Source organism: Yersinia intermedia, assembly GCF_900635455.1.
In the GTDB taxonomy this organism is placed as follows: domain Bacteria; phylum Pseudomonadota; class Gammaproteobacteria; order Enterobacterales; family Enterobacteriaceae; genus Yersinia; species Yersinia intermedia.
Map to the genome: position 1 here is coordinate 2,891,659 of NZ_LR134116.1, position 19,656 is coordinate 2,911,314.

Here is a 19,656-nt window from a genome sequence, read left to right on the forward strand (position 1 = left end):
CCGCTAGTGCATCCCTGTCAGTTGAGACACCATGTGCGTCAACCGAGTGGACAACGTGAACCACAGAGCAACCAGTATGACGACGCCCGCCCCCCAAAAGAGCCAATAGGTCTTGCGCCCAGAGCGCAAACGCAATGAGCGTGAGACCACTGGTGTTTCCTGTGAAGAGGCAAACGGCGGTACCAGCAAACTCAGCTTACGCACCACATCTTCTCTGCGCTCGTCACCCTGTTCGCGGTAACGACCGGCAAATCCCAAGGTTAGCGCACGGTAAAAGCAGGTCAGTACCGCCGTGTCCGGTGCCGGTTCCTGCAACACCGTGCGGATCCGCTCCCACAACTCTTCACCCGCGTTCAATGTATTGAAGTAGCGGGCCTGAAGCGGGTCTTTCAGCCATTTGGTATAACCGCTGTCCTGTTTCTGACGGTTCAGGACGCTTTCATCCAGTAACGCACATTGGGTGTACAGCATATGGTCGCAACTGATTTCGCTGAAACCGGCACGCGACAGCGTATCGCGTGCGCTGTCAATCCACGCACAGGCACGGCGGTACAAGGCTTCTCCGTCCTCAACCTCCTGACCGTTACGCAACTGGCTGACCATCAGCCAGCAGGGATAAAAGACTGCATCAACCACAGACGTATTTATTTTGCTCATGAGCGTAGCACCGCAAACAGTTCGAGTTTGACATCACCCAGCGAACCTGGGGTGTAGAAAGCACAGTTCCCCGCATCCAGCATGGCCTGCGCGGCTGGCCCCTTGAGGTCAAGGGCAAAGTACTGATTTTCCAGACGCAGCGGGATAGCAGCCGGAACATGAGACAGCGGTTTCATCGCCACACCGTTGAGTGCCACGTTAACCACATCTGACACATCCTCAACGCTGCCAGCCTTACACAACAGCGGGAACTGAGTTTGCAACAGATGGTTGGGGATCGAAGAGCGAACCGAGAGATAGAAATCAGCCCCTTCACGCAGACGAGCATCATGCAATGAACCGGTCCAGAATTGCCCCTCGAGAGCCAGTTCAATCGCCACCATTCGGGACGGCAAGCTGGCCTCGAGCAGGGCATCAAGCAAGGTGAACAACGGCGGGAAAACCTGCTCAGGTGCGTCATGCTGATACAGCGGAATGTCTTCAGCTTTATGTTCAAGGGAAAATGTCAGCAGACTACCAGCGAGGCGGACCAGTTCGCGATAAAACAGTTCGGGATGGCGGGAAGGTGTCTGATACAGTTCCATCAGTACCGGCTCGGCACTGTTTAACGCATTCAGCAACCAGAACAGCGACACATCAGCCACCGCAAAATCTGCCATCCGTTCGTTACTTTCACGCCGCATGGCCATCAGGCGACGTCGACGCGCCTGTAGACGGTGGATTAAATCCCCCAGTTCAGTCAGCACCACCTGACTTGCCGCCAGCGACAGCATCGGTGGAATGAAATTCTCATCCTGCATCCACTGCCCCTGGGCATTGCGCATCAAGCGCACCACTGGGCAGGTCAGATAAGCACTGTTTTCCTGATGAGCAAAACGCAGCGTGACCCCGTGGCGCATTATCGCCAGCTCAGTACGCTCATGACCGGCAAGCTCCTGTACCGTGACCCACTCTTGCTGCCAGCGGCGAGGGCGCGCGCTGTCCTGACCATCATCCAGATTGCCGCCGTTGGCCGACAGTAACGGCAATGCCAGCACCACATCGACCACGTCACGGTCTGAAATTACAGACAAATCGCAGGCGGGAGGCAGGTTATCCGCCCGTTCAGAATCAATCAGCGTGCCATCAGGGAAGCGAACCACCAGTCGAAGTGCATTCAGACGGGAAAGCGCCAACGATCCACTGTCGAATGCCGCATCAATGACACCCCATGGGGATGCCAATGTCATATGTGCCACTCCGTCTGCCACGTAGGCGTCCCAGCGGGCCTGTTGCTGGAATTGTTGCGGGGCTAAAAAGGCTCCGTCATTCCATAGCGGACGATAAATCTTCATCGGTACTTCCTTGCGTACAATCATGCCCAACGTCATTGGTGTTGCAGCTAGATGGCAACTAAACGAATCCCCCAGACGTTGACTAACGCCAATGACTGGGGAGAGAAGGCAGCCAACAACGCTGCAACTTCAAGGACAAAGGGCAATCAGGCTTTCGCCTTCGGCATCTGCGAAACCAATGACAGATTCACGTCCATGCCTTCAACCTGGAAGTGCGGTACGGCATACAGCTTCACGCGGAAGAAACCTGGGTTGTCTTCGATATCTTCTACCGTGACTTTCGCATCACGCAGTGGATGGGAAGCCTGCAAATCGTCGCCCGGATCAGTCATTTCCGTCACCAGCGTGCGGATCCAGTTATTCAGCTCCAACTCCAACAGACGGCGGTCTTTGGTAGTACCGATGTTCTCGCGCTGGATCAACTTCAGATAATGCGCAATGCGTGACAACAGGAAGATATACGGTAGACGGGCATTAATACGGCTGTTGGCAGTCGCGTCAGCGGTGTCATACAGCGCGGGCTTCTGCGTAGAGTTGGCCGAGAAGAAGCAGGAGTAATCACGGTTTTTGTAGTACGACAGTGGAATAAAGCCCAGATTAGCAAACTCAAATTCGCGCGTTTCCGGGATCATCACTTCTGACGGGATTTTGACCTGATTACCGGTACCTAGATCGTACAAGTGGATAGGCAGGTTGGTCACCGCGCCACCGGCCTGCGGGCCACGGATCTGCACACACCAGCCGTTTTTGATGAAGCTTTTCACCATATTGGCGGCAAAAGCAAACGAGGCATTGGTCCACAGATAACGGTCGTGGTCCGGCCCTTTCACCTGCTCTACGTAGTTAAAGCTGCGTACTGGCACCGTGTCCGGGCCGTAAGGCAAGCGCCCCAACACGCGCGGCATGGTCAAGCCGATATAACGTGAATCATCCGAGTCGCGGAAAGCTTTCCACTTGATGTATTCGGCACGGTCAAAGTAGTTACCGATATCTTTGATAGCCGCCACGTCTTCCATGTTCTCTTTACCAAAGAACTCTGGGCCAACTGAGCCGATAAACGGCATATGGGCCGCTGCGGCCACCTTGGAGATATTGCGCAATAAGGCGATATCTTGCGGGCTACGGTCAAACTCGTAGTTGGAGATAGCTGCTGCAATCGGCTCGCCACCGGGGGTGTCGTATTCCTGAATGTAAGTCTGGGTGTAGAGACCGCTTTGCACGATTTCAGGGGCGTCTTCAAAATCCTGCACCAGATGATCTTTACTGATGTCCAGCAGTTCGATACGCACGTTTTGACGGAAATCGGTTTGATCGATAAGGGATTTTACGCCGCGCCAGGTCGATTCCACCCGTTGGAAATCAGGGTGATGCATCACCGCATCCAACTGGCGACTGATTTGATCATCCAGCGCCGCAATGTGGCCATCCAGCAGGGTTTTATCCAGCTTTTCCACTTTTTTCGACGATCGCTTCAGCAGGTCTAAAAAGACACTGACGGCGGCGGTGACACGCTCATCAGTGGTCGCTTCCGCCATGGTATCGTTATTCTGGAAAGCATCCAGACCCGTCAATGAGGAGACTGGACTCAGATTGATTTTTTCAAACAAAGAGGCATAAACGCCTTGAACTACGGGGTTATTCTTTTCTAATACGGTCGTCGCAGTACCCTGCGCACTGTTTTCCTGTACAGACATCAGCATGTTCCTTTTCTTCTTTCTACAAGCAGCCAATCTGGCGATTAACAGTCTTTGGGGGCCAATGCCGCCAGTTCAGCACGCAGCTCATCGCTCAGTGCCTCGTCTTTGAGGATGTTTTCCAGCTCACGGCGGAAAGTGGCGTTGTCCAGCAGATTGGATTTGAGGTCACGCAGCAGATTGCGCATTGCCAGCAAGGCACGCAGTTGTGGAATTTGGCGAGCCACGCTTTCCGGTTCGAAATCTTTCATGTCGTTGAAGGTCAGGGATACTGCGGTATCGGATTCATCCCCAGCCAGGGTATCAGGCACCGTTAATTTCAGGCTCGGTTGGAGCTCGGCCAACACACTGTTGAAATTGTTTTTGTTAATATTGAGTTTCTCACGCTCAGACAGTGGGCGCTGTTCCTGGCCGTTGCTGTAATCGCCCATCACCAGAAGTTTTAAAGGTAACTCGACTTTCTTCTGGGCACCGCCGGTATGGAGGTCTAATTTAATATTAATACGCGCTTTGGGTATCTCATTTTGGAAGCTTGACGAGGCCATTGACTTTCCTTGTTAGAGGACGAGAATTTAGGAAATCCATTCCTGAAAAGCTGCGTAAAATAATCTACATTACCTGACACAATAGCTATCACTCACCAATGATTCGGGTGCAATGAAATAAGAAAACAATTGTTCGTAGATAACCTTCGCATTCGCAGGATGGTATAATACGGTATCTGACAGGTATTTTTCACACACATAAACGCATCTATTAAATACCCAGTGGCGGCAGTGTAAAAACATTAGCTAGGCAACACCAATGGGTTAAATGTTACAAAGTGTAACCGGCTTTGTTTCAGAAAAAATGCAACATCGCATTGAAGAACAAGAACTTTCTTGTATGTCAGGGAAAAAACCTTGTGTCTTAGCATGTTAAAAATCATCATTAAAGTTAAACTAAGAATTAGCGAAATACACTGTAGGCCAGGTCCTACAATTAATTTATTTAAGAGTGTGATCTGGATCAAAAATATTTTATAACAAGAAAGGATCGAGAGAGAGCCAACTATTACTGCCATGAATCAGTTAACCGTTAATAACGTAATAATGGCTTATCGATATATAATATCATTGTACATTGCTATTACAGTCAATCCACCAAGAGAGGTGAGCGGTAAATTTATGTAGATGAACCCATTCACGTTGAGAAACGGAATCTCCAATATTTAATGAATGCAGGCAGAATATTATGTTTGAATATAGCCCTGTCTGCGCAGAACTTACTGTTCCCAGTGTCAGCACCCGTAAAAATACGGTCATAAAATGAGTCTGTGAAATCGATTATGTGGATCAATAAATCGGACGGGGTTTAGAAAAAATGACGAATGTCAGGATCAAGTATCATGCTAATGAACATAGCATTTTGTTGGGGGAACAGGCGCTCGAATATCAGGCCAGCCATTAAGTTTGCCGAGAATAATAAGGTTCGGCAAACTATCTCTAGGGTTGCCAATAGTCGATTCTGCTAATCGATAGTGTGATGAAGCAAAAGACTCACATCATCAAATAAGGGTCCTGCTGACAAAAGTCGGCCAGATGATCAATCAGCGCCCGGACTCTGGCCGGAACGTACCGTTGCTGCGACCATACCGCATAAATTTCCCGAGGGGCCCCCTGCCACTCAGGTAATACCCTGACCAGTTCGCCGCGCTGAAGTGGGTTATGGCACAAACTCAATGGACAAAACAGGATCCCTAATCCGGCCAGCGCCGCCTGTAGCGCCAGATGAATACCGTTAACACAGAATTTCCCTTGGGGTTGCCAACGTATGGTTTCCCCATTCTGACTGTGTTGTATCACCCAGGTTGATAGTGGCGCACTGATCACTAAGTCACGTAGCCTCAGCGCATCCATAGATTCAGGAACACCGTTTTTCGCCAGATAATCAGGCGAGGCAACGAGCAGTATTTCCTTGCTGTGTCCCAGCTTTTTCATATTGAGTAATGAATCCGGCTGAGCCCCCACGCGGATCGCCACATCAGCGCCGCTACCAATCAGATCCTGGGTGTAATTGTTCAGTTCTAGCTCAAGCCTAACTTCGGGGTATCGTGTCAAAAACGACACCCACGCGGGAGCCAGATTATCATTGGCTAAATCCGCCGGAGCCAGTATTCGGATCAGGCCACTGATCTGATTCAATGTAACGTCAAGCTTCGCCGTTGCTTGCTGTAAAGAATGTACTAGCGGGCGACACTGTTCGTAATATTGCCAACCTTCACTCGTCGGTGTCATGCGCCGGGCGCTGCGGTGCAGCAAGCGGCAACCTAAATGTTGCTCTAACTTCTGTAAACGTCGCGTCAACGTAGAAGCTGGAATCGAGGCTTTTTCCGCTGCCGCCCGCAAACTTCCCGTTTCTACAATACTTACAAATAGGGCTAATTCGTCCAACATGATTTCATATTCGGAATTTAAGATTGAATTTATCAATCTAGTTTCATTAATCAACCTTGTCTAGAATTTCTCACTGGTTGTCCTGAACCTATTTATCTAAGGCCATGTATCTGATCGAGATTTAAATTTCGTCTGATTATAAACATCACGTTTATCTTAATAGGAAATACCCATATGCAAAGTTATCGTTTCAGCCAGTTTGGCAATCTTGAACACTTAGAACTTCATCAGGAAGATATGCCAGTACCAGAGGCCAGAGAAGTACTCATTCGGGTGCGCGCCACGTCGCTGAATTATCGTGATCTGGCCATTATGAATGGTGAATACACCTTACCTTCCAGCTCGGGGCATATTCCACTCTCCGATGCCGCCGGTGAAGTGATTCAAATTGGCAAGCGGGTCGAACGTTTTAAGGTCGGCGATCGGGTGGTGAATACCTTTATGCCACGCTGGGTTGGCGGTGCTTTTCAGGCTTCAGCACGCGATGAACTTTATGGTAGTGATCGCGACGGCTGGCTGACTGAATATAAAGTGGTTAGTGAGGAATCACTATTATCATTACCCGACTACCTTAACTTCGAACAAGGCGCAACGCTTCCCTGTGCAGCAGTGACCGCGTGGGCAGCACTTAACGGCGATAGACCCGTTAAAGCCGGTGAGACGGTTTTAACTTTAGGCTCAGGTGGCGTTTCCTTGTTTGCTATCCAGCTAGCAAAAGCAATGGGTGCGAGGATTATCGCCACCACGTCGAGTGAAGCCAAAAGCGCGCAGTTGAAAGCACTGGGTGCTGATGAAGTCATCAATTATGTTCAACACCCTGAATGGAGTGAGGAAGTTCTGCGCTTAACCTCTGGGCAAGGGGTTAATAGAGTGGTCGAGGTCGGTGGCCCTGGAACGCTGAATCAGTCCATTCGCTCCATTTGCATTGGTGGTGAACTGGCGCTGATCGGATTTATCGCTCGGGATGCGGTGGCAATAGATTTCTTCAGCCTGTTTAAAAGTGCCGCGCGTTTTCGGGTGATCAGTGTGGGCTCACGTGAAGATTTCGAACAAATGAACCGAGCGTTGGTGCAGCATAAAATCATACCCGTCATTGATAGCGTTTTTCCTTTTGCCGAAGCTAAACAGGCCTGGTTGCGTTTTGATTCACGCCAAAACGTGGGAAAAATAGTTATCAGTCATTAACGCTATCACCTTAGGTAGACTGAATCTGCGGGTAGATAATTTTCTATAATTCAATTAATTAGAATTAACTGCCGAGTATTATTTTCGCATAATAAAGATGTAAAAAAGTCACCACAAAGTGGCTTTTTTAGCTCTCGTTCTGCAAAAACGTTCGCCTATCGGTTAAGTGGCTATTTGCCCGCAAATAGCCTGTTACGAAGAAAATCGATAAATACCCGAAATTTAGGCATAATATCGTGCATAAAGGGCCATACCATATTAATTGGCATAAATGATTTTATCTGAATAGATAGCTTCAATTGCTTGTTTATGAATATTCTTCTTTTTATCAGTGACAATAATATCAATATCATTAATGTCACTTATTTTCATTAACCCACTTTGGCCAAATTTACTGGTGTCACATAAAATAACTTTCTGCCTGCCCATCGCCAACATTTTCTTGGCAATACGCCCTTCATCCAGATTTTTTACCATCACGCCAAAATCACTGTCTATTCCGCCGACCCCGACAAAAGTGAAATCAGTATGAATATCGTTCATTTGCTCAATGGTCTGAATGCCTAAGTTAGCTTTATAGGTATGATTATATTCACCCCCTAATACATGCACGACAGCCATATTATTTTTACTTTTAATTTGATCAGCAATTAATGATGAGTTGGTAAAAACAGTAAACTTCACTAATGGCAAGAATGAAGCAAAAATAAGTGTGGTGGTACAAGAATCAATAAATAAAGTATCGTTTTCAGTCACCAGAGATGCAGCATATTGACCAATTAGTATTTTTTCCTGGCGATTTAAATCCATTCGTTGGGCAAAACTACCCTCTTGTATATTCTGAACTTTTATCGCACCGCCATGGACTTTAGTAACCTCACCGCTTTTTTCCAAATAGGAAAGATCCCGGCGGATGGTTTCAGACGTCACACCCAACTCCTCGGAAAGACCAATAACAGAAACCTCACCAAGACTATCCAGCTTTTCTAAAATAAACTGTTTACGTTTGATCTGATTCATAAGAATAGCTGCCCGAAGCTGTGCGATACATAGTGTCATTCTACGCAATAATTTTATGAAACAAAAGGCGATTCCATCACACCGGCCAGAGTTGATTAATGGCAAAAGCAACTCCGTGTTGGTTATTATCCTGACTTACCCTATCCGCACAAGATTTGACATAATCACTGGCATTACCCATTGCCACACCCACAGCAGAAAACTGAAACATGCTGATATCATTCTCCTGATCGCCAATACTGACCACGGCTTGAGCACTGATATTTAAGTGTTGAGATAAGTAATGTAATGCATCCCCCTTATTGATGCCATGTTTCATTATTTCATAATAATGGTTGCTGGTTTTACTGAGTGAGTATTGAAGATGAAACTGCTCATCTATTTTATTGGCGATATTATCAATAAAATCGGTTGAGCCAACCATAGAGATTTTAACAATATCATCTCTCTGAGCAATATAAGCCGGCTCAGCAAACACTATTTCCATAGCAAAAATATCAGATTCATAGCGAGTATAGTAGCTGATATTCGGTGAACAAATCATCATGTTAGTGCGAGTAAAAAAGTGATGTGGAAATTGATTTTCTGCCAGCATGGCAATGGCAGTTTGTACCTCTTTGCGGCTGAGTGGTGTAAAGCGAATATCTGCCCTCTCAACAGCGTCATATATCCATGCGCCATTAAATGAAATAAAGTAACGAATAAGATGTTCTAATTCAGTATTGTAAATGACGGCCGCAATAGCCTTAACCGGCCTGGCTGAACATAAAACAACCATGCAGTGCTGCTGAATAATACGTTTTATCGCGTTAATATTCTGAGCTGATATTTGGTTTTCCTTATCGAGTAAAGTGCCATCAAGATCAAGCGCTAATAACTTATACATACGTTGACTCCAATAAAAAAGGGAGAATAGATTATTGCTAATACACTCTCCCTCCTTACTCACATCATACTATCAGTGGGTAATAAAGCGTGACACCACATCCTTTGCCGCATTGCAGACAACATTATCAATGGCAGTGCCCACCACCAGAATATTTACACCGGTATCTTTAAATGCTTTGGCATTTTCCAGATTGATCCCCCCTTCTGCTAATGTTGGTACCGAAACCGCACCAACTAACGCCAGAAGCCGCTGTTTGATAGCATCAGGAATATCACCCGCGCTGACACCCTCGTAGCTCATGCCAGTCATTAAACCAATCATATCAACACCCAGCATTTCCATCGTTTTAGCCACTTGTGCAACATCAGCGGGGGTTTCAGCCGCAATGCCGAAGGTATGTAAATCACTTGGGTGGCCAATATAAGCATCTACCGTCAAACCATACTTATGGGCTAAATCCACCAGTTCCTTTAAATCTTCAAAACTGGACTTATGGGTATGTAAACCATCAGCACCTGATTGAGCTATCAATAAAATATCTTGTTCCGTCACGGGCGTAGGTACAGTTTCAGTAAAGCCTCCGGCGATCCCGACGGTAATAAAAATATCGTCAGCCACCACATTACGCACCCCCCGCACAGCTTGTGCCATTTGGTCGATGGTTATCTCATGACGAATACGCTCCGCAGCATGCATATTCGTCACACCATTATGGCCGCGAGCCAACGCCAACGCGGGGTGATTAGGTTCCAATAATTTAACACCTGAATCGCATACTGCTTTCGCTAAGCGAGCATCATCTCCGGTTATTCCAGTACTGAGAATAGTTTGACCGCCATGTAACGAAATTGCATTTCGTACTTTATCCATAGCGACGGAACGTTTCTTACTCATATCAGCGTTGAACATATTTACCTCTACTTGATTTATATAAAACGGCTTTTTTAATTGTTAACTCTTAGCCCGATATCCCTGGTGTTGGTGATTCGGGTACTGCTTTTTTAATTGCTACAAACTTGTTGGCTAATAGGGTGATTACACAGGTCAACACCAATGTTACCGCCATGACTATCGCCATATAAAAAGCGTTATTCGACAAGAATGGAGAGGCGAATGCAGGTACATATGCCACGCCTTTAATATTTAATAATCCCAGCAACATGCCGCCAACGCCGGCGGAGAATATTGCACCAGCAAAGACGACTTTATTAGAAAACATGAACGGGTAAGCAGATTCGACGAACGTCCCAAAGCCGAGGTTAATTAACAACCCTGGGGCGGCTACCGCAGCTTCACTTTTTTCTCGCGGAGCAATCACGTTAGCCAGATTAATACCGGCTGCCACCATCACCAGCCCGACCATATCGACCGCACCGAGGAAGCTGACACCGGATTTTTCCATTTCCAGTAATACCAGTGGCAATATAACTGCGTGATAGACCCCACCCAGTATGGCTGGCCAAATAACCAGACCGGCCAGTAATCCTGCTAAAATCGGGCTAAAGGCCAGAGTGGCTTCAATGGCTAATTTAATATAGTCACCTGCGGCTAATGCCAATGGGCTAAGCAGGTAGTACATCACCAAACCGGAGAATAAACCGGACAAACCGCCCGCCACAATATTGATGGTGGTCATTGGGAATTGCCATCTCAGGCAAAGCCCAAACAAATAACGCACCATAATACCGGCACCGATCCCACCCAAAATACCGCCAATTAAGCCACCTTCTACCGATAGCACCCCGGCAACAACCCCCGCCACAATTGACACTTCATCTAGTTCAGAAACCTGTTTAGCCGCAATAACCGCGACAATAACCGGCAACCCCTTCAATAGCAGTTCAAAAATGGCATTCAGTGATTGCAACCCTGGGATATGGCTTAGCGCCAGCACAATGGCCATGGCGATAAAACCAGGCAATGCCGGGATCATGATGCTACGGATATTGATTCTTTTTAGCAGGCTCTTGTCACTGCCTGGCATGTTGGCCTCGCTACTGCCCAGCACTGGGGTATATTTTATTTGCCAGTGTTTACATAGCGAGGCGGTAAAAGAGATGGCCCGTGTGCGGCTATTGGTGCCAGTGGTGCCAGAAGTGGCAATCACATTGGCACCTTTGGAAGTGATAATCGCCATCGAGGTACCGCCAGTGCCTACAATGGGGATTTTCTTTTCTATCGCCGCCAAGATAGCGTCTTTATTACTGCGTTCGGGGTCTGCACTCATGATAATGATGCCATCAATATCACCAGCTCGGATTTGTGCCGCAATGGCCGCATCCGATGATTTTACCGCGTCATTCACCTCAGAGAGTTTCCCCTGGAAGCTAATCCGTGGTTTATCCCCTTCCTCCGCGGTTATTGAATAAACAGCAGCGGCGGTGGTCGGCTTTGCCACATCCATCGATTCTTCCGCAGCAATAAATTGCACCGCACTGACACCTAACCCAGCGGAGTGGAGTTGGGTATAGATTTCTTGTAGAAGTCTTTCGGGGTAGGCACCACCGAGATTGAACAGATTTCCCCCGCTGCTTCCGAGTATTGCTACATTTTTCATGTCGGGCCTCAAAAGATAAGAAATGTTAGAAAGTGTTATTATGTTTTTAACTGCAATTCACCATCACAGAAATAACAATTCAAAGCAACATTAAACAACATAAAACCATCCATTAACCCCACTAACATGATAGTGATTAATGCTGGTAATTTAATTAAATAATCATAAAGTTAAACTAATATTCCTTTAAACTAAGATACTGAGTGATTAAATTTTGCAAATTGGTATTTTGTTGTTTTTGTTTGTTTTGTTGTTTTCGTGATGAAGTTCAAACTATTGCCATTGGCTATTTCTGGCGAGAAAAGAAACGTGAGGAAAACGATGGGTGCGGATCGGATCTTCTCCGCACCGGATTATGCCAAGGGAGCGCTGAATATCGAGATGGGTCTGCGTTTTACCGATGAAACCCACGCGATTCAAGCCGCCATCGCCGGGCAAGGTGTGGCCATTGTCAGCAGTTTGCTGGCGAAAGATTTTATCGATAAACAGATCTTTACCGCCCCGTTTAACATGGCACTACCGGGTGGGAAATATTTCTTCGTCACCACGCAGGAAAAAGCGCAACAGGAAGATGTGCGAGAGTTAAAATTGTCGATCGAGGAGAGTATCGCGGGTTGCTAAATAGCGCTATGCCATCACGTTTTTAGGCAAGCGTGATCAGTCGGCCTGTTCCTGCTCATGTAAGCATGCAGGAACAGGCCGCAAGAATAATCGCGGTTACGCGTTTATCGCTTTCTTTGAATCCAGAGCGCTGTGAATAGCGGCTTCTAATTCATTGACTTCAAATTTTGCCACATAAGCATCTGCCCCTACCTTGCGGACATGGTCTTCATTGGCACTACCCGATAATGACGAATGGATTATCACCGGAATATTTTTCAAAAACTCATCGCGTTTTATATTCAGCGTCAAGGTAAAACCGTCCATCTCCGGCATTTCTAAATCGGTTAAGACAAAGGCGATTTTATCCGAGATAGGTACCCCTTCGGCTCGTGCCTCATCGGCCATTTTCTTGATCTTATTCCACGCTTCCAGACCAGTGATATGCATCACGGCAGGGATATTCATCATATTCAGGCCCTGTTCAAGCATCGAACGCGCCACCTTAGAATCCTCAGCCACAATCGCGACTGAACCTGGCTTAAGTTGAAATGCCTTGGTTTTCTCAGTGTCGATTTGAACATTGCGATTCGCGGGAATAATGTCATATAGAATCTGTTCGACATCCAGTACCAGCGCCAGTCGGTTGCTCGCAGAGTCGTTATCCAAACGCGCGATACTGGTAATATTGCGGCTTTTAACACCTGCGTCGGCGGCCAGTACCTGGCTCCATTCAAGGCGCACGATATCGTCAACGGACTCCACGGCGAAAGCCTGTGTACTCCGCGCGTACTCAGTCACCAGCAGGATATTTAATCCGGTTTTTGGCACGCAACCGACGATAGACGGGAGATCAATCACTGGGATGATTTCTCCGCGAATATTCGCGATACCCATCATTGGCGATGCCATACCCGCTGCTTTGGTCAACGTAGGCATAGGTACAATTTCACGCAATTTGAACACGTTGATGCCGAATAATTCGGATTTCTCTTCTTCTTCTTGAGATACCCCCAGTCGGAACAGCAAAAGTTCAAATCGGTTTGATGAGGTGAGATTTGTTCTCTCTTCAATCTCTTTTTGAAAATTATCCATACTTTCCCCAATGCAAATAATTGTTGATGTGCAGTAACAAGGCGATATCAGCCATTCGGAAAATAAGGAATAACATTCTGCTCAGCGGCAACTAATGCTTCACCCTTTCATTCGGGAACAGGAAAGTACAGTACGCACGGTGCCCTCTCGTCCCACGCCTGTCCATTGCCTTTTCTCATTCTCACCATGGTGGAACTTATAGTGTTATCGGCACGCGGGAGAAAATGCTTAATAATTCGACTTAAGATAAAAGTGCGTTACCGAGCGCTGCCTGGCATCGCTATTGCACATCATTTACCGGCCACCTCCGGCCACTAAAAAACGATAATAGTCGCCGTGCCTTGGCCCGCAAGCGGGCGCAGATGAACCTTAGTGGTCAGGCTGTGGGCCGATAACGCCATAGCCAGCGGCCAGAGGACATTCGCCGATAAAACAGCACGCCGCGCACTATCCAGTCGAGGAACATGCCCATCCACACGCCAATAACGCCAAATCCCAGCGTCACCCCCAAAATGTAACCGGCGATAATCCGGCAACCCCACATCCCGGCCAGTGCCACCCACATGGTGTAACTGGCATCCTTCGCCCCTTTTAGGCCGGACGGTAACACCCAAGAGGCGGCCCAAATCGGCATAAATAGTGCATTTATCCAGATGAGATGCTTAACAACAGTAATGACACCCGGCTCGTTGGTATACAACGAAGCCAGAAAACCTGCGCTGGGGATCGATAACAGCGCGATAAAACACACTCCAACCGTCGATAACCAGAAGATATGCTTGAGTTGGCGGATCGGTTGTAAAATCTGCCCTTTCCCTAACCGCGTACCAATAATAATCGTCGAGGTATAGCCCAATGCATTGCCCGGCAAGTTAATCAGCCCGACAATTGAAAATGCGATGAAATTACCGGCGATCACTTCAGTCCCCATCCCCGCCACAAAACGCTGAGTAATCAGTTTGCCAATGCTAAACATCACTGACTCAACACTCGCGGGAATACCAATACTCAAAACCTCAAACATAATCGCCGAGGTAAACGGCATAAAATACGCTTTGAACGGGATGCGCAGGGTGTGATTGGCACCAAAAATCAGCATTAGTACCACCACCAGCGCGCCAATATAGCGAGAAAGCGTGATACCGATACCGGCACCAATAAAGCCTAAGCCCTGCCAGCTAAATAGGCCGTAAATCAATACACTGCTGATAGCAATATTGAGAATGTTCATCATAATATTGATGAACATCGGTAATCGGGTATTACCGGCTCCGCGCAGTGCACCACAACCCACCAAGGTGATGGCCATTGCGGGATAATTCCAGACGGTCAGGTGCAGATAGGTTAGCGCCATCGCCTTAACGGAGGGATCGGCTTGACTGGCCATCAGATTAATAATCGTCTCACCGGTAAAATGCACCAGCAACACTAAAAATAATGAGATGAGCACCAGTAGAGAGATCGATTGACGTGCTGCCGTTTGTGCTTGTTTGCGTTTGCGCTGACCGAGGCTAAATGACACCACGACCGATGTTCCCAGCGCAACAGAGGCAAAAAAGGCCACAATCAACATATTGAAGCTATCCGCCAGCCCCACCGCCGCCATGGCCTCTTTACCTAACCAACTCACCAGCAGTGTGCTAAACACCCCCATCAGCAGCACACAAAGTCCTTCAATAAACAGTGGGATAGCCAGTGGCGTTATCTCACGCCAAAACAGCACCCGATAGGATTTTCGCTTTTTATACCACGCGTTTGCGTGAAAGATTTTCAACTTAACTGCCCCTGGAATCACGTCCATTTGCATACATCAGCGCTTTCCACCACTATGGTGAAACATCCCGATGCGCTGATTTACAATGGTGATTGCCCGCGTTAAATTTTAACGTTTTGTCCTCGGTAAAAAACCCTTGCAGATCTCATAATAGAACATGCGATAAATTTTAGTGAAACGTCATTTCACCAAAGTGGTGATGAAATACTTATGCAATGAAACATACATAAATATGCAAAATGTCTTTGACTAGAATAGGGGTTTTGCGATATCAATGTAGGCATTGAAACCTTTGCCAGACAGACCTAATTCATACAGGATTTAATTGATGACAACTATTCTCAAACACCTCCCTATTAATCAGCGTGTTGGTATTGCTTTTTCTGGTGGCCTGGACACCAGTGCAGCACTGTTGTGGATGCAGAAAAAAGGCGCAATTCCTTATGCATATACCGCCAATTTGGGGCAGCCTGACGAAGAGGATTACGATGCAATTCCGCGTAAAGCAATGGAGTATGGTGCAGAGAAAGCCCGTCTGATTGATTGCCGGAAACAACTGGTTGCTGAGGGTATCGCAGCCATTCAATGTGGTGCATTCCATAACACCACCGCTGGTGTGACCTACTTTAATACCACGCCGCTGGGCCGTGCTGTCACCGGTACCATGCTGGTTGCCGCCATGAAAGAAGATGGTGTCAATATCTGGGGTGATGGCAGTACCTATAAAGGTAACGATATCGAGCGTTTCTATCGTTACGGTCTGTTGACCAATGCTGAGTTGAAAATTTACAAACCGTGGCTGGATACTGATTTCATTGATGAATTGGGCGGTCGTCATGAAATGTCTGAGTTTATGATTCAGTCTGGTTTCGACTATAAAATGTCGACTGAGAAAGCCTATTCCACTGACTCCAATATGCTTGGTGCCACTCACGAAGCCAAAGACCTCGAATTCCTTAATTCCAGTGTCAAAATCGTTAACCCGATTATGGGCGTGAAGTTCTGGGATGAAAACGTAGTAGTGAAAGCGGAAGAAGTCTCTATCCGTTTTGAACGTGGGTATCCGGTTGCTCTAAATGGCGTGGTGTTTGACGACAGTGTTGAGCTGATGATGGAAGCCAACCGTATTGGTGGCCGTCACGGTTTGGGGATGAGCGACCAGATTGAGAACCGTATTATCGAAGCCAAGAGCCGTGGCATTTATGAAGCCCCAGGGATGGCGTTGCTGCATATCGCTTATGAGCGTCTGCTGACCGGTATTCATAACGAAGATACTATCGAGCAATATCATGCCAATGGCCGGGTGTTGGGTCGTCTGCTGTATCAGGGCCGTTGGTTTGATCCACAAGCATTGATGCTGCGCGATTCTGCGCAACGTTGGGTTGCGAGCGAAATTACCGGTGAAGTGACACTGGAACTGCGCCGTGGCAATGACTATTCGATTCTCAATACTGTATCTGACAATCTGACCTACAAACCAGAGCGCCTGACCATGGAGAAAGGGGATTCCGTATTCTCACCTGACGATCGTATCGGTCAGTTGACTATGCGTAACCTGGATATCACCGACACCCGTGAAAAGCTGTTTAACTATGTTGAAACCGGTTTATTATCCTCTTCAGCAACCACTGGTTTGCCACAAGTTGATAATAACAACTTAGGTGCACGCGGGATTCAGAACAAGAGTAAGTAATTATTCTCTTGAACTAAAATTGACAGTGAGTGGTAATCAGACAAAATATCGACACTAGATTGCGCTTGCGTTACGTTGCTAACAAAGCCCTGCTGGAAAGGCCGCTTACCTGACCAGCACAAAAAAACCGCCTACCTGGCGGTTTTTTTGTTTCTATGCCACACCCCTCAATCAGAGCCAGGAATAGTTAAAATATAATATATAATCAATGAGATAATTGGCGTTCTTTCAGCTCGGTCGGGTCATGTTTATAGTGAAATGCGAAGACAAAAACAATCGCCAGCACGACAGTATACGCAGCAAAGGATAACCAAATACTATTCCAATCTTTTACGCCATCGACTGTAAAGTAATCAACCACATGCCCGCTGCTTATCGCGCCAACATACGCCCCGACGCCGTTTACCATCGTCATAAACAAGCCTTGTGCGCTACCTCTGATATTGTGGTCGACTTCTTTCTCGACATAAATCGCCCCTGAAATATTAAAGAAATCAAAGGCGCAGCCATAGACCACCATGGATAATAGCAATAAAACAATGCCGCTGGCGGACGGGTCACCATAGGCAAACAAGGTGAAACGCAGAGTCCAGGCAATCATACTGATCATCATCACACGCTTAATACCAAAGCGAGATAAGAAGAAGGGAATGGTCAGAATGAAAAAGACTTCGGCAATTTGCGCCATCGATAACAAGAGCGACGGGTACTGCACCACGAGGCTATCCTGATAAAGTGGATTCTTGGCAAAATCGTGCAGGAATGGGCTGCTAAACGTATGACTAATCTGTAATGAAGCACCCAGTAACATGGCGAATAAGAAGAAAATAGCCATCTTCTTTTGTTTAAACAAAACAAAAGCATCAAGCCCTAAAAGGTTAACCCATGAGCGATCTTTCTTAGCATTAGAGGTGGGGCAACTGGGTAATGAAAGTGCATACATAGCCAATACCAGCGCCGCACCTGAAGCAATATAGAGTTGAATATTGCTCAATTCAAAACCGGATAAACTGATAGCCCACATGGCAAAAATAAACCCCACCGTGCCAAAAACGCGTACCGGAGGGAAATCTTTAATCGTATCCAGCCCGGCCTTTTCCAGACAGATATAAGAAATCGTATTCGCTAATGCAATTGTCGGCATATAAACCATCGCATTAAACAGCATCACTAAGAACATAACAGTAGGGTCGGAAACATTGGCCGCAATTAACAGCGCAACAGCACCCAATAGGTGGCAACAGGCATAGAGAATATTGGCTTTAATCCAGCGGTCAGCAATGATACCGATAATACTTGGCATTAAAATACAGGCAATTCCCTTCGCACCATAGACTAGCCCCACCTGCGCACCGGTAAAATGGAGGGTATTCATCATATAGGCACCCAAGGTCACCAGCCAGGCACCCCAGATAAAGAACTGGAGGAAGAACATAACTTTAAGCCGTTTTTTTATTATCATTTTTATTCTCCGTGATACAAAGGTGTCGAGGGAATATTATTTGCTTATTGAGTCTGTAGGGTACTTCCCTCTTCAGCGGTATCCCCTACTGCCCGCGAGCCGCAATGACGCCAGTAGGGGACTGACCAAAAGGTTGATAGTTTATTTATCGAGCGGCTGAGGCTTTGCTTTTCAAGAAAACTTCAATCAGTTTGGTGAAATTAACCGAGGCCAATTTGGCGCATTTTAAGGTTTGTTCGTGAGACAGAACCACATCAGACAAGCCTTCTGCCAGATTGGTAATTGCGGTTAACGCAATCACTTTTAAGCCGCAATGGGCCGCAGACAGAACCTCTGGCACCACCGACATCCCCACCACATCACCCCCTATGATTTGCATCATGCGGATTTCGGCTGGCGTTTCAAAGCAAGGACCAGGATAGGAGACAAACACACCTTCGGTCAGAGGGATATCAAGCTGTTGGGCAATCTTAGCCATATCGGCGCGCAAGCCTTTATCATAGGCATTCGCCAGGCTAAAGAAACGTGGACCAAAGCGATCATCATTAGGACCAACCAGCGGTGTTCCCGGCATGGTATTAATGTGATCTTTAAGCATCACCACCGAACCCGGTAAGACTTCTGGCCGTAGTGAACCAGCGGCGTTAGTACAGAATAAAAACTCGCATCCCATCAGTTTAAATGTGCGTACCGGATTGGTCATGATGCTCATGCCTTGCCCTTCATAGAAGTGGCCACGGCCTTTCATACACATCACAGGGACACCAAACAGATCACCAAGAACCAGCTCCCCCGCATGCCCATGCACTGAACTGACCGGGAAACCGGGAATATCGGCGTAGCTGAGGGTGGTTTCATTGGTAATTTGTGCCACCAAATCGCCCAAGCCTGAGCCTAAAATAAACGCCGCCTGAGGCTTAAATCCGGGCTTTATTTTCTGAATATACGCGGCAGCCTGAAAGGGTAATTCACTGAAACCAGCATTACTGTTTGAATTTACTGTCGTCATAATAAAACCCCTTAATTATTTTTTATTTATCAAGTAACCGGGTTATTCAATAAATCGGCTAAATAATAAATAGGTAGAGAGATAGATATTCTTCTCCATCATATGTAGTGGGTTATGACACAACCAATACTAAAATCCCGCTTATCCATACTGAAAAGGTAATGGTTCACGGTGCATTTCCACGCAATTATCGTCGATCACAAGAGGGTAATAGGTATGCACATGACAACAAAAATAGTTAAAGCACATTTG

At 46.9% G+C, this 19,656-nt stretch carries 16 protein-coding genes; 3 read left to right on the forward strand and 13 right to left on the reverse strand.

From position 1 onward, the window contains the following. Positions 1-3: 3 nt before the first annotated feature. From tssL to EL015_RS13220, 5 genes are all read right to left on the reverse strand, one after another. A complete protein-coding gene (tssL, locus tag EL015_RS13200) occupies positions 4-657 on the reverse strand; it encodes a type VI secretion system protein TssL, short form (RefSeq protein WP_071984981.1) in 654 nt (217 codons plus the stop codon). Further along, positions 654-1,991: a type VI secretion system baseplate subunit TssK gene (gene tssK, locus EL015_RS13205; RefSeq protein WP_032906416.1), complete on the reverse strand. Its 1,338-nt coding sequence runs from the start codon at positions 1,989-1,991 to the stop codon at positions 654-656. The genes tssL and tssK overlap by 4 nt, the downstream gene beginning before the upstream one ends. Positions 1,992-2,137: 146 nt before the next feature. Beyond that, the gene (tssC, locus tag EL015_RS13210; protein ID WP_005185420.1) at positions 2,138-3,691 is read right to left on the reverse strand and encodes a type VI secretion system contractile sheath large subunit; all 1,554 of its coding nucleotides are present in this window, start codon (positions 3,689-3,691) and stop codon (positions 2,138-2,140) included. Positions 3,692-3,729: 38 nt separating this feature from the next. Then, positions 3,730-4,230 carry a type VI secretion system contractile sheath small subunit gene (tssB, locus tag EL015_RS13215; RefSeq protein ID WP_005185419.1) on the reverse strand — a complete coding sequence of 167 codons (501 nt, stop codon included), beginning with the start codon at positions 4,228-4,230 and terminating at the stop codon, positions 3,730-3,732. Positions 4,231-5,223: 993 nt separating this feature from the next. Then, entirely contained in the window at positions 5,224-6,120 is an 897-nt protein-coding gene (locus tag EL015_RS13220) for a LysR family transcriptional regulator (RefSeq protein ID WP_005185417.1), read from the reverse strand. A gap of 174 nt (positions 6,121-6,294) precedes the next feature. On the opposite strand from EL015_RS13220, the gene EL015_RS13225 reads away from it, so the two are divergent. Continuing rightward, on the forward strand, positions 6,295-7,305 hold the full coding sequence (locus EL015_RS13225) for a zinc-dependent alcohol dehydrogenase family protein (protein WP_005185416.1): 1,011 nt from the start codon (positions 6,295-6,297) through the stop codon (positions 7,303-7,305). Positions 7,306-7,563: 258 nt separating this feature from the next. Here the strand turns inward: EL015_RS13225 and EL015_RS13230 are convergent, their stop codons facing one another. The 4 genes from EL015_RS13230 to EL015_RS13245 all read right to left on the reverse strand — a co-directional run bounded on the left by EL015_RS13230 (position 7,564) and on the right by EL015_RS13245 (position 11,771). Next, positions 7,564-8,325: a DeoR/GlpR family DNA-binding transcription regulator gene (locus tag EL015_RS13230; RefSeq protein WP_005185414.1), complete on the reverse strand. Its 762-nt coding sequence runs from the start codon at positions 8,323-8,325 to the stop codon at positions 7,564-7,566. A gap of 76 nt (positions 8,326-8,401) precedes the next feature. Next, complete coding sequence (locus tag EL015_RS13235) at positions 8,402-9,211, reverse strand: Cof-type HAD-IIB family hydrolase (protein ID WP_005185412.1); 810 nt, start codon at positions 9,209-9,211, stop codon at positions 8,402-8,404. Between the two features lie 72 nt (positions 9,212-9,283). Further along, the gene (locus tag EL015_RS13240; RefSeq protein ID WP_005185409.1) at positions 9,284-10,123 is read right to left on the reverse strand and encodes a hypothetical protein; all 840 of its coding nucleotides are present in this window, start codon (positions 10,121-10,123) and stop codon (positions 9,284-9,286) included. 49 nt (positions 10,124-10,172) lie between these two features. After that, the gene (locus tag EL015_RS13245) at positions 10,173-11,771 is read right to left on the reverse strand and encodes a PTS sugar transporter (protein WP_005185406.1); all 1,599 of its coding nucleotides are present in this window, start codon (positions 11,769-11,771) and stop codon (positions 10,173-10,175) included. A 261-nt stretch (positions 11,772-12,032) separates the two neighbouring features. Here EL015_RS13245 and EL015_RS13250 point away from each other — a divergent pair, with 261 nt between their 5' ends. Next, the gene (locus EL015_RS13250; protein WP_005185402.1) at positions 12,033-12,392 is read left to right on the forward strand and encodes a LysR family transcriptional regulator; all 360 of its coding nucleotides are present in this window, start codon (positions 12,033-12,035) and stop codon (positions 12,390-12,392) included. A 96-nt stretch (positions 12,393-12,488) separates the two neighbouring features. Here the strand turns inward: EL015_RS13250 and EL015_RS13255 are convergent, their stop codons facing one another. Together EL015_RS13255 and EL015_RS13260 are read right to left on the reverse strand one after the other, a co-directional pair. Beyond that, a complete protein-coding gene (locus EL015_RS13255; protein ID WP_005185399.1) occupies positions 12,489-13,466 on the reverse strand; it encodes a chemotaxis protein in 978 nt (325 codons plus the stop codon). A 376-nt stretch (positions 13,467-13,842) separates the two neighbouring features. Next, a complete protein-coding gene (locus tag EL015_RS13260) occupies positions 13,843-15,240 on the reverse strand; it encodes an EmmdR/YeeO family multidrug/toxin efflux MATE transporter (protein ID WP_042570132.1) in 1,398 nt (465 codons plus the stop codon). A gap of 328 nt (positions 15,241-15,568) precedes the next feature. Here EL015_RS13260 and argG point away from each other — a divergent pair, with 328 nt between their 5' ends. Beyond that, on the forward strand, positions 15,569-16,933 hold the full coding sequence (gene argG / locus EL015_RS13265; RefSeq protein ID WP_005185395.1) for an argininosuccinate synthase: 1,365 nt from the start codon (positions 15,569-15,571) through the stop codon (positions 16,931-16,933). 205 nt (positions 16,934-17,138) lie between these two features. Here argG and EL015_RS13270 read toward each other — a convergent pair whose 3' ends face one another. After that, entirely contained in the window at positions 17,139-18,395 is a 1,257-nt protein-coding gene (locus tag EL015_RS13270) for a nucleoside permease (protein ID WP_005185393.1), read from the reverse strand. A 145-nt stretch (positions 18,396-18,540) separates the two neighbouring features. Then, positions 18,541-19,404 carry a xanthosine phosphorylase gene (gene xapA, locus EL015_RS13275; protein ID WP_005185391.1) on the reverse strand — a complete coding sequence of 288 codons (864 nt, stop codon included), beginning with the start codon at positions 19,402-19,404 and terminating at the stop codon, positions 18,541-18,543. Positions 19,405-19,656: the final 252 nt, after the last annotated feature.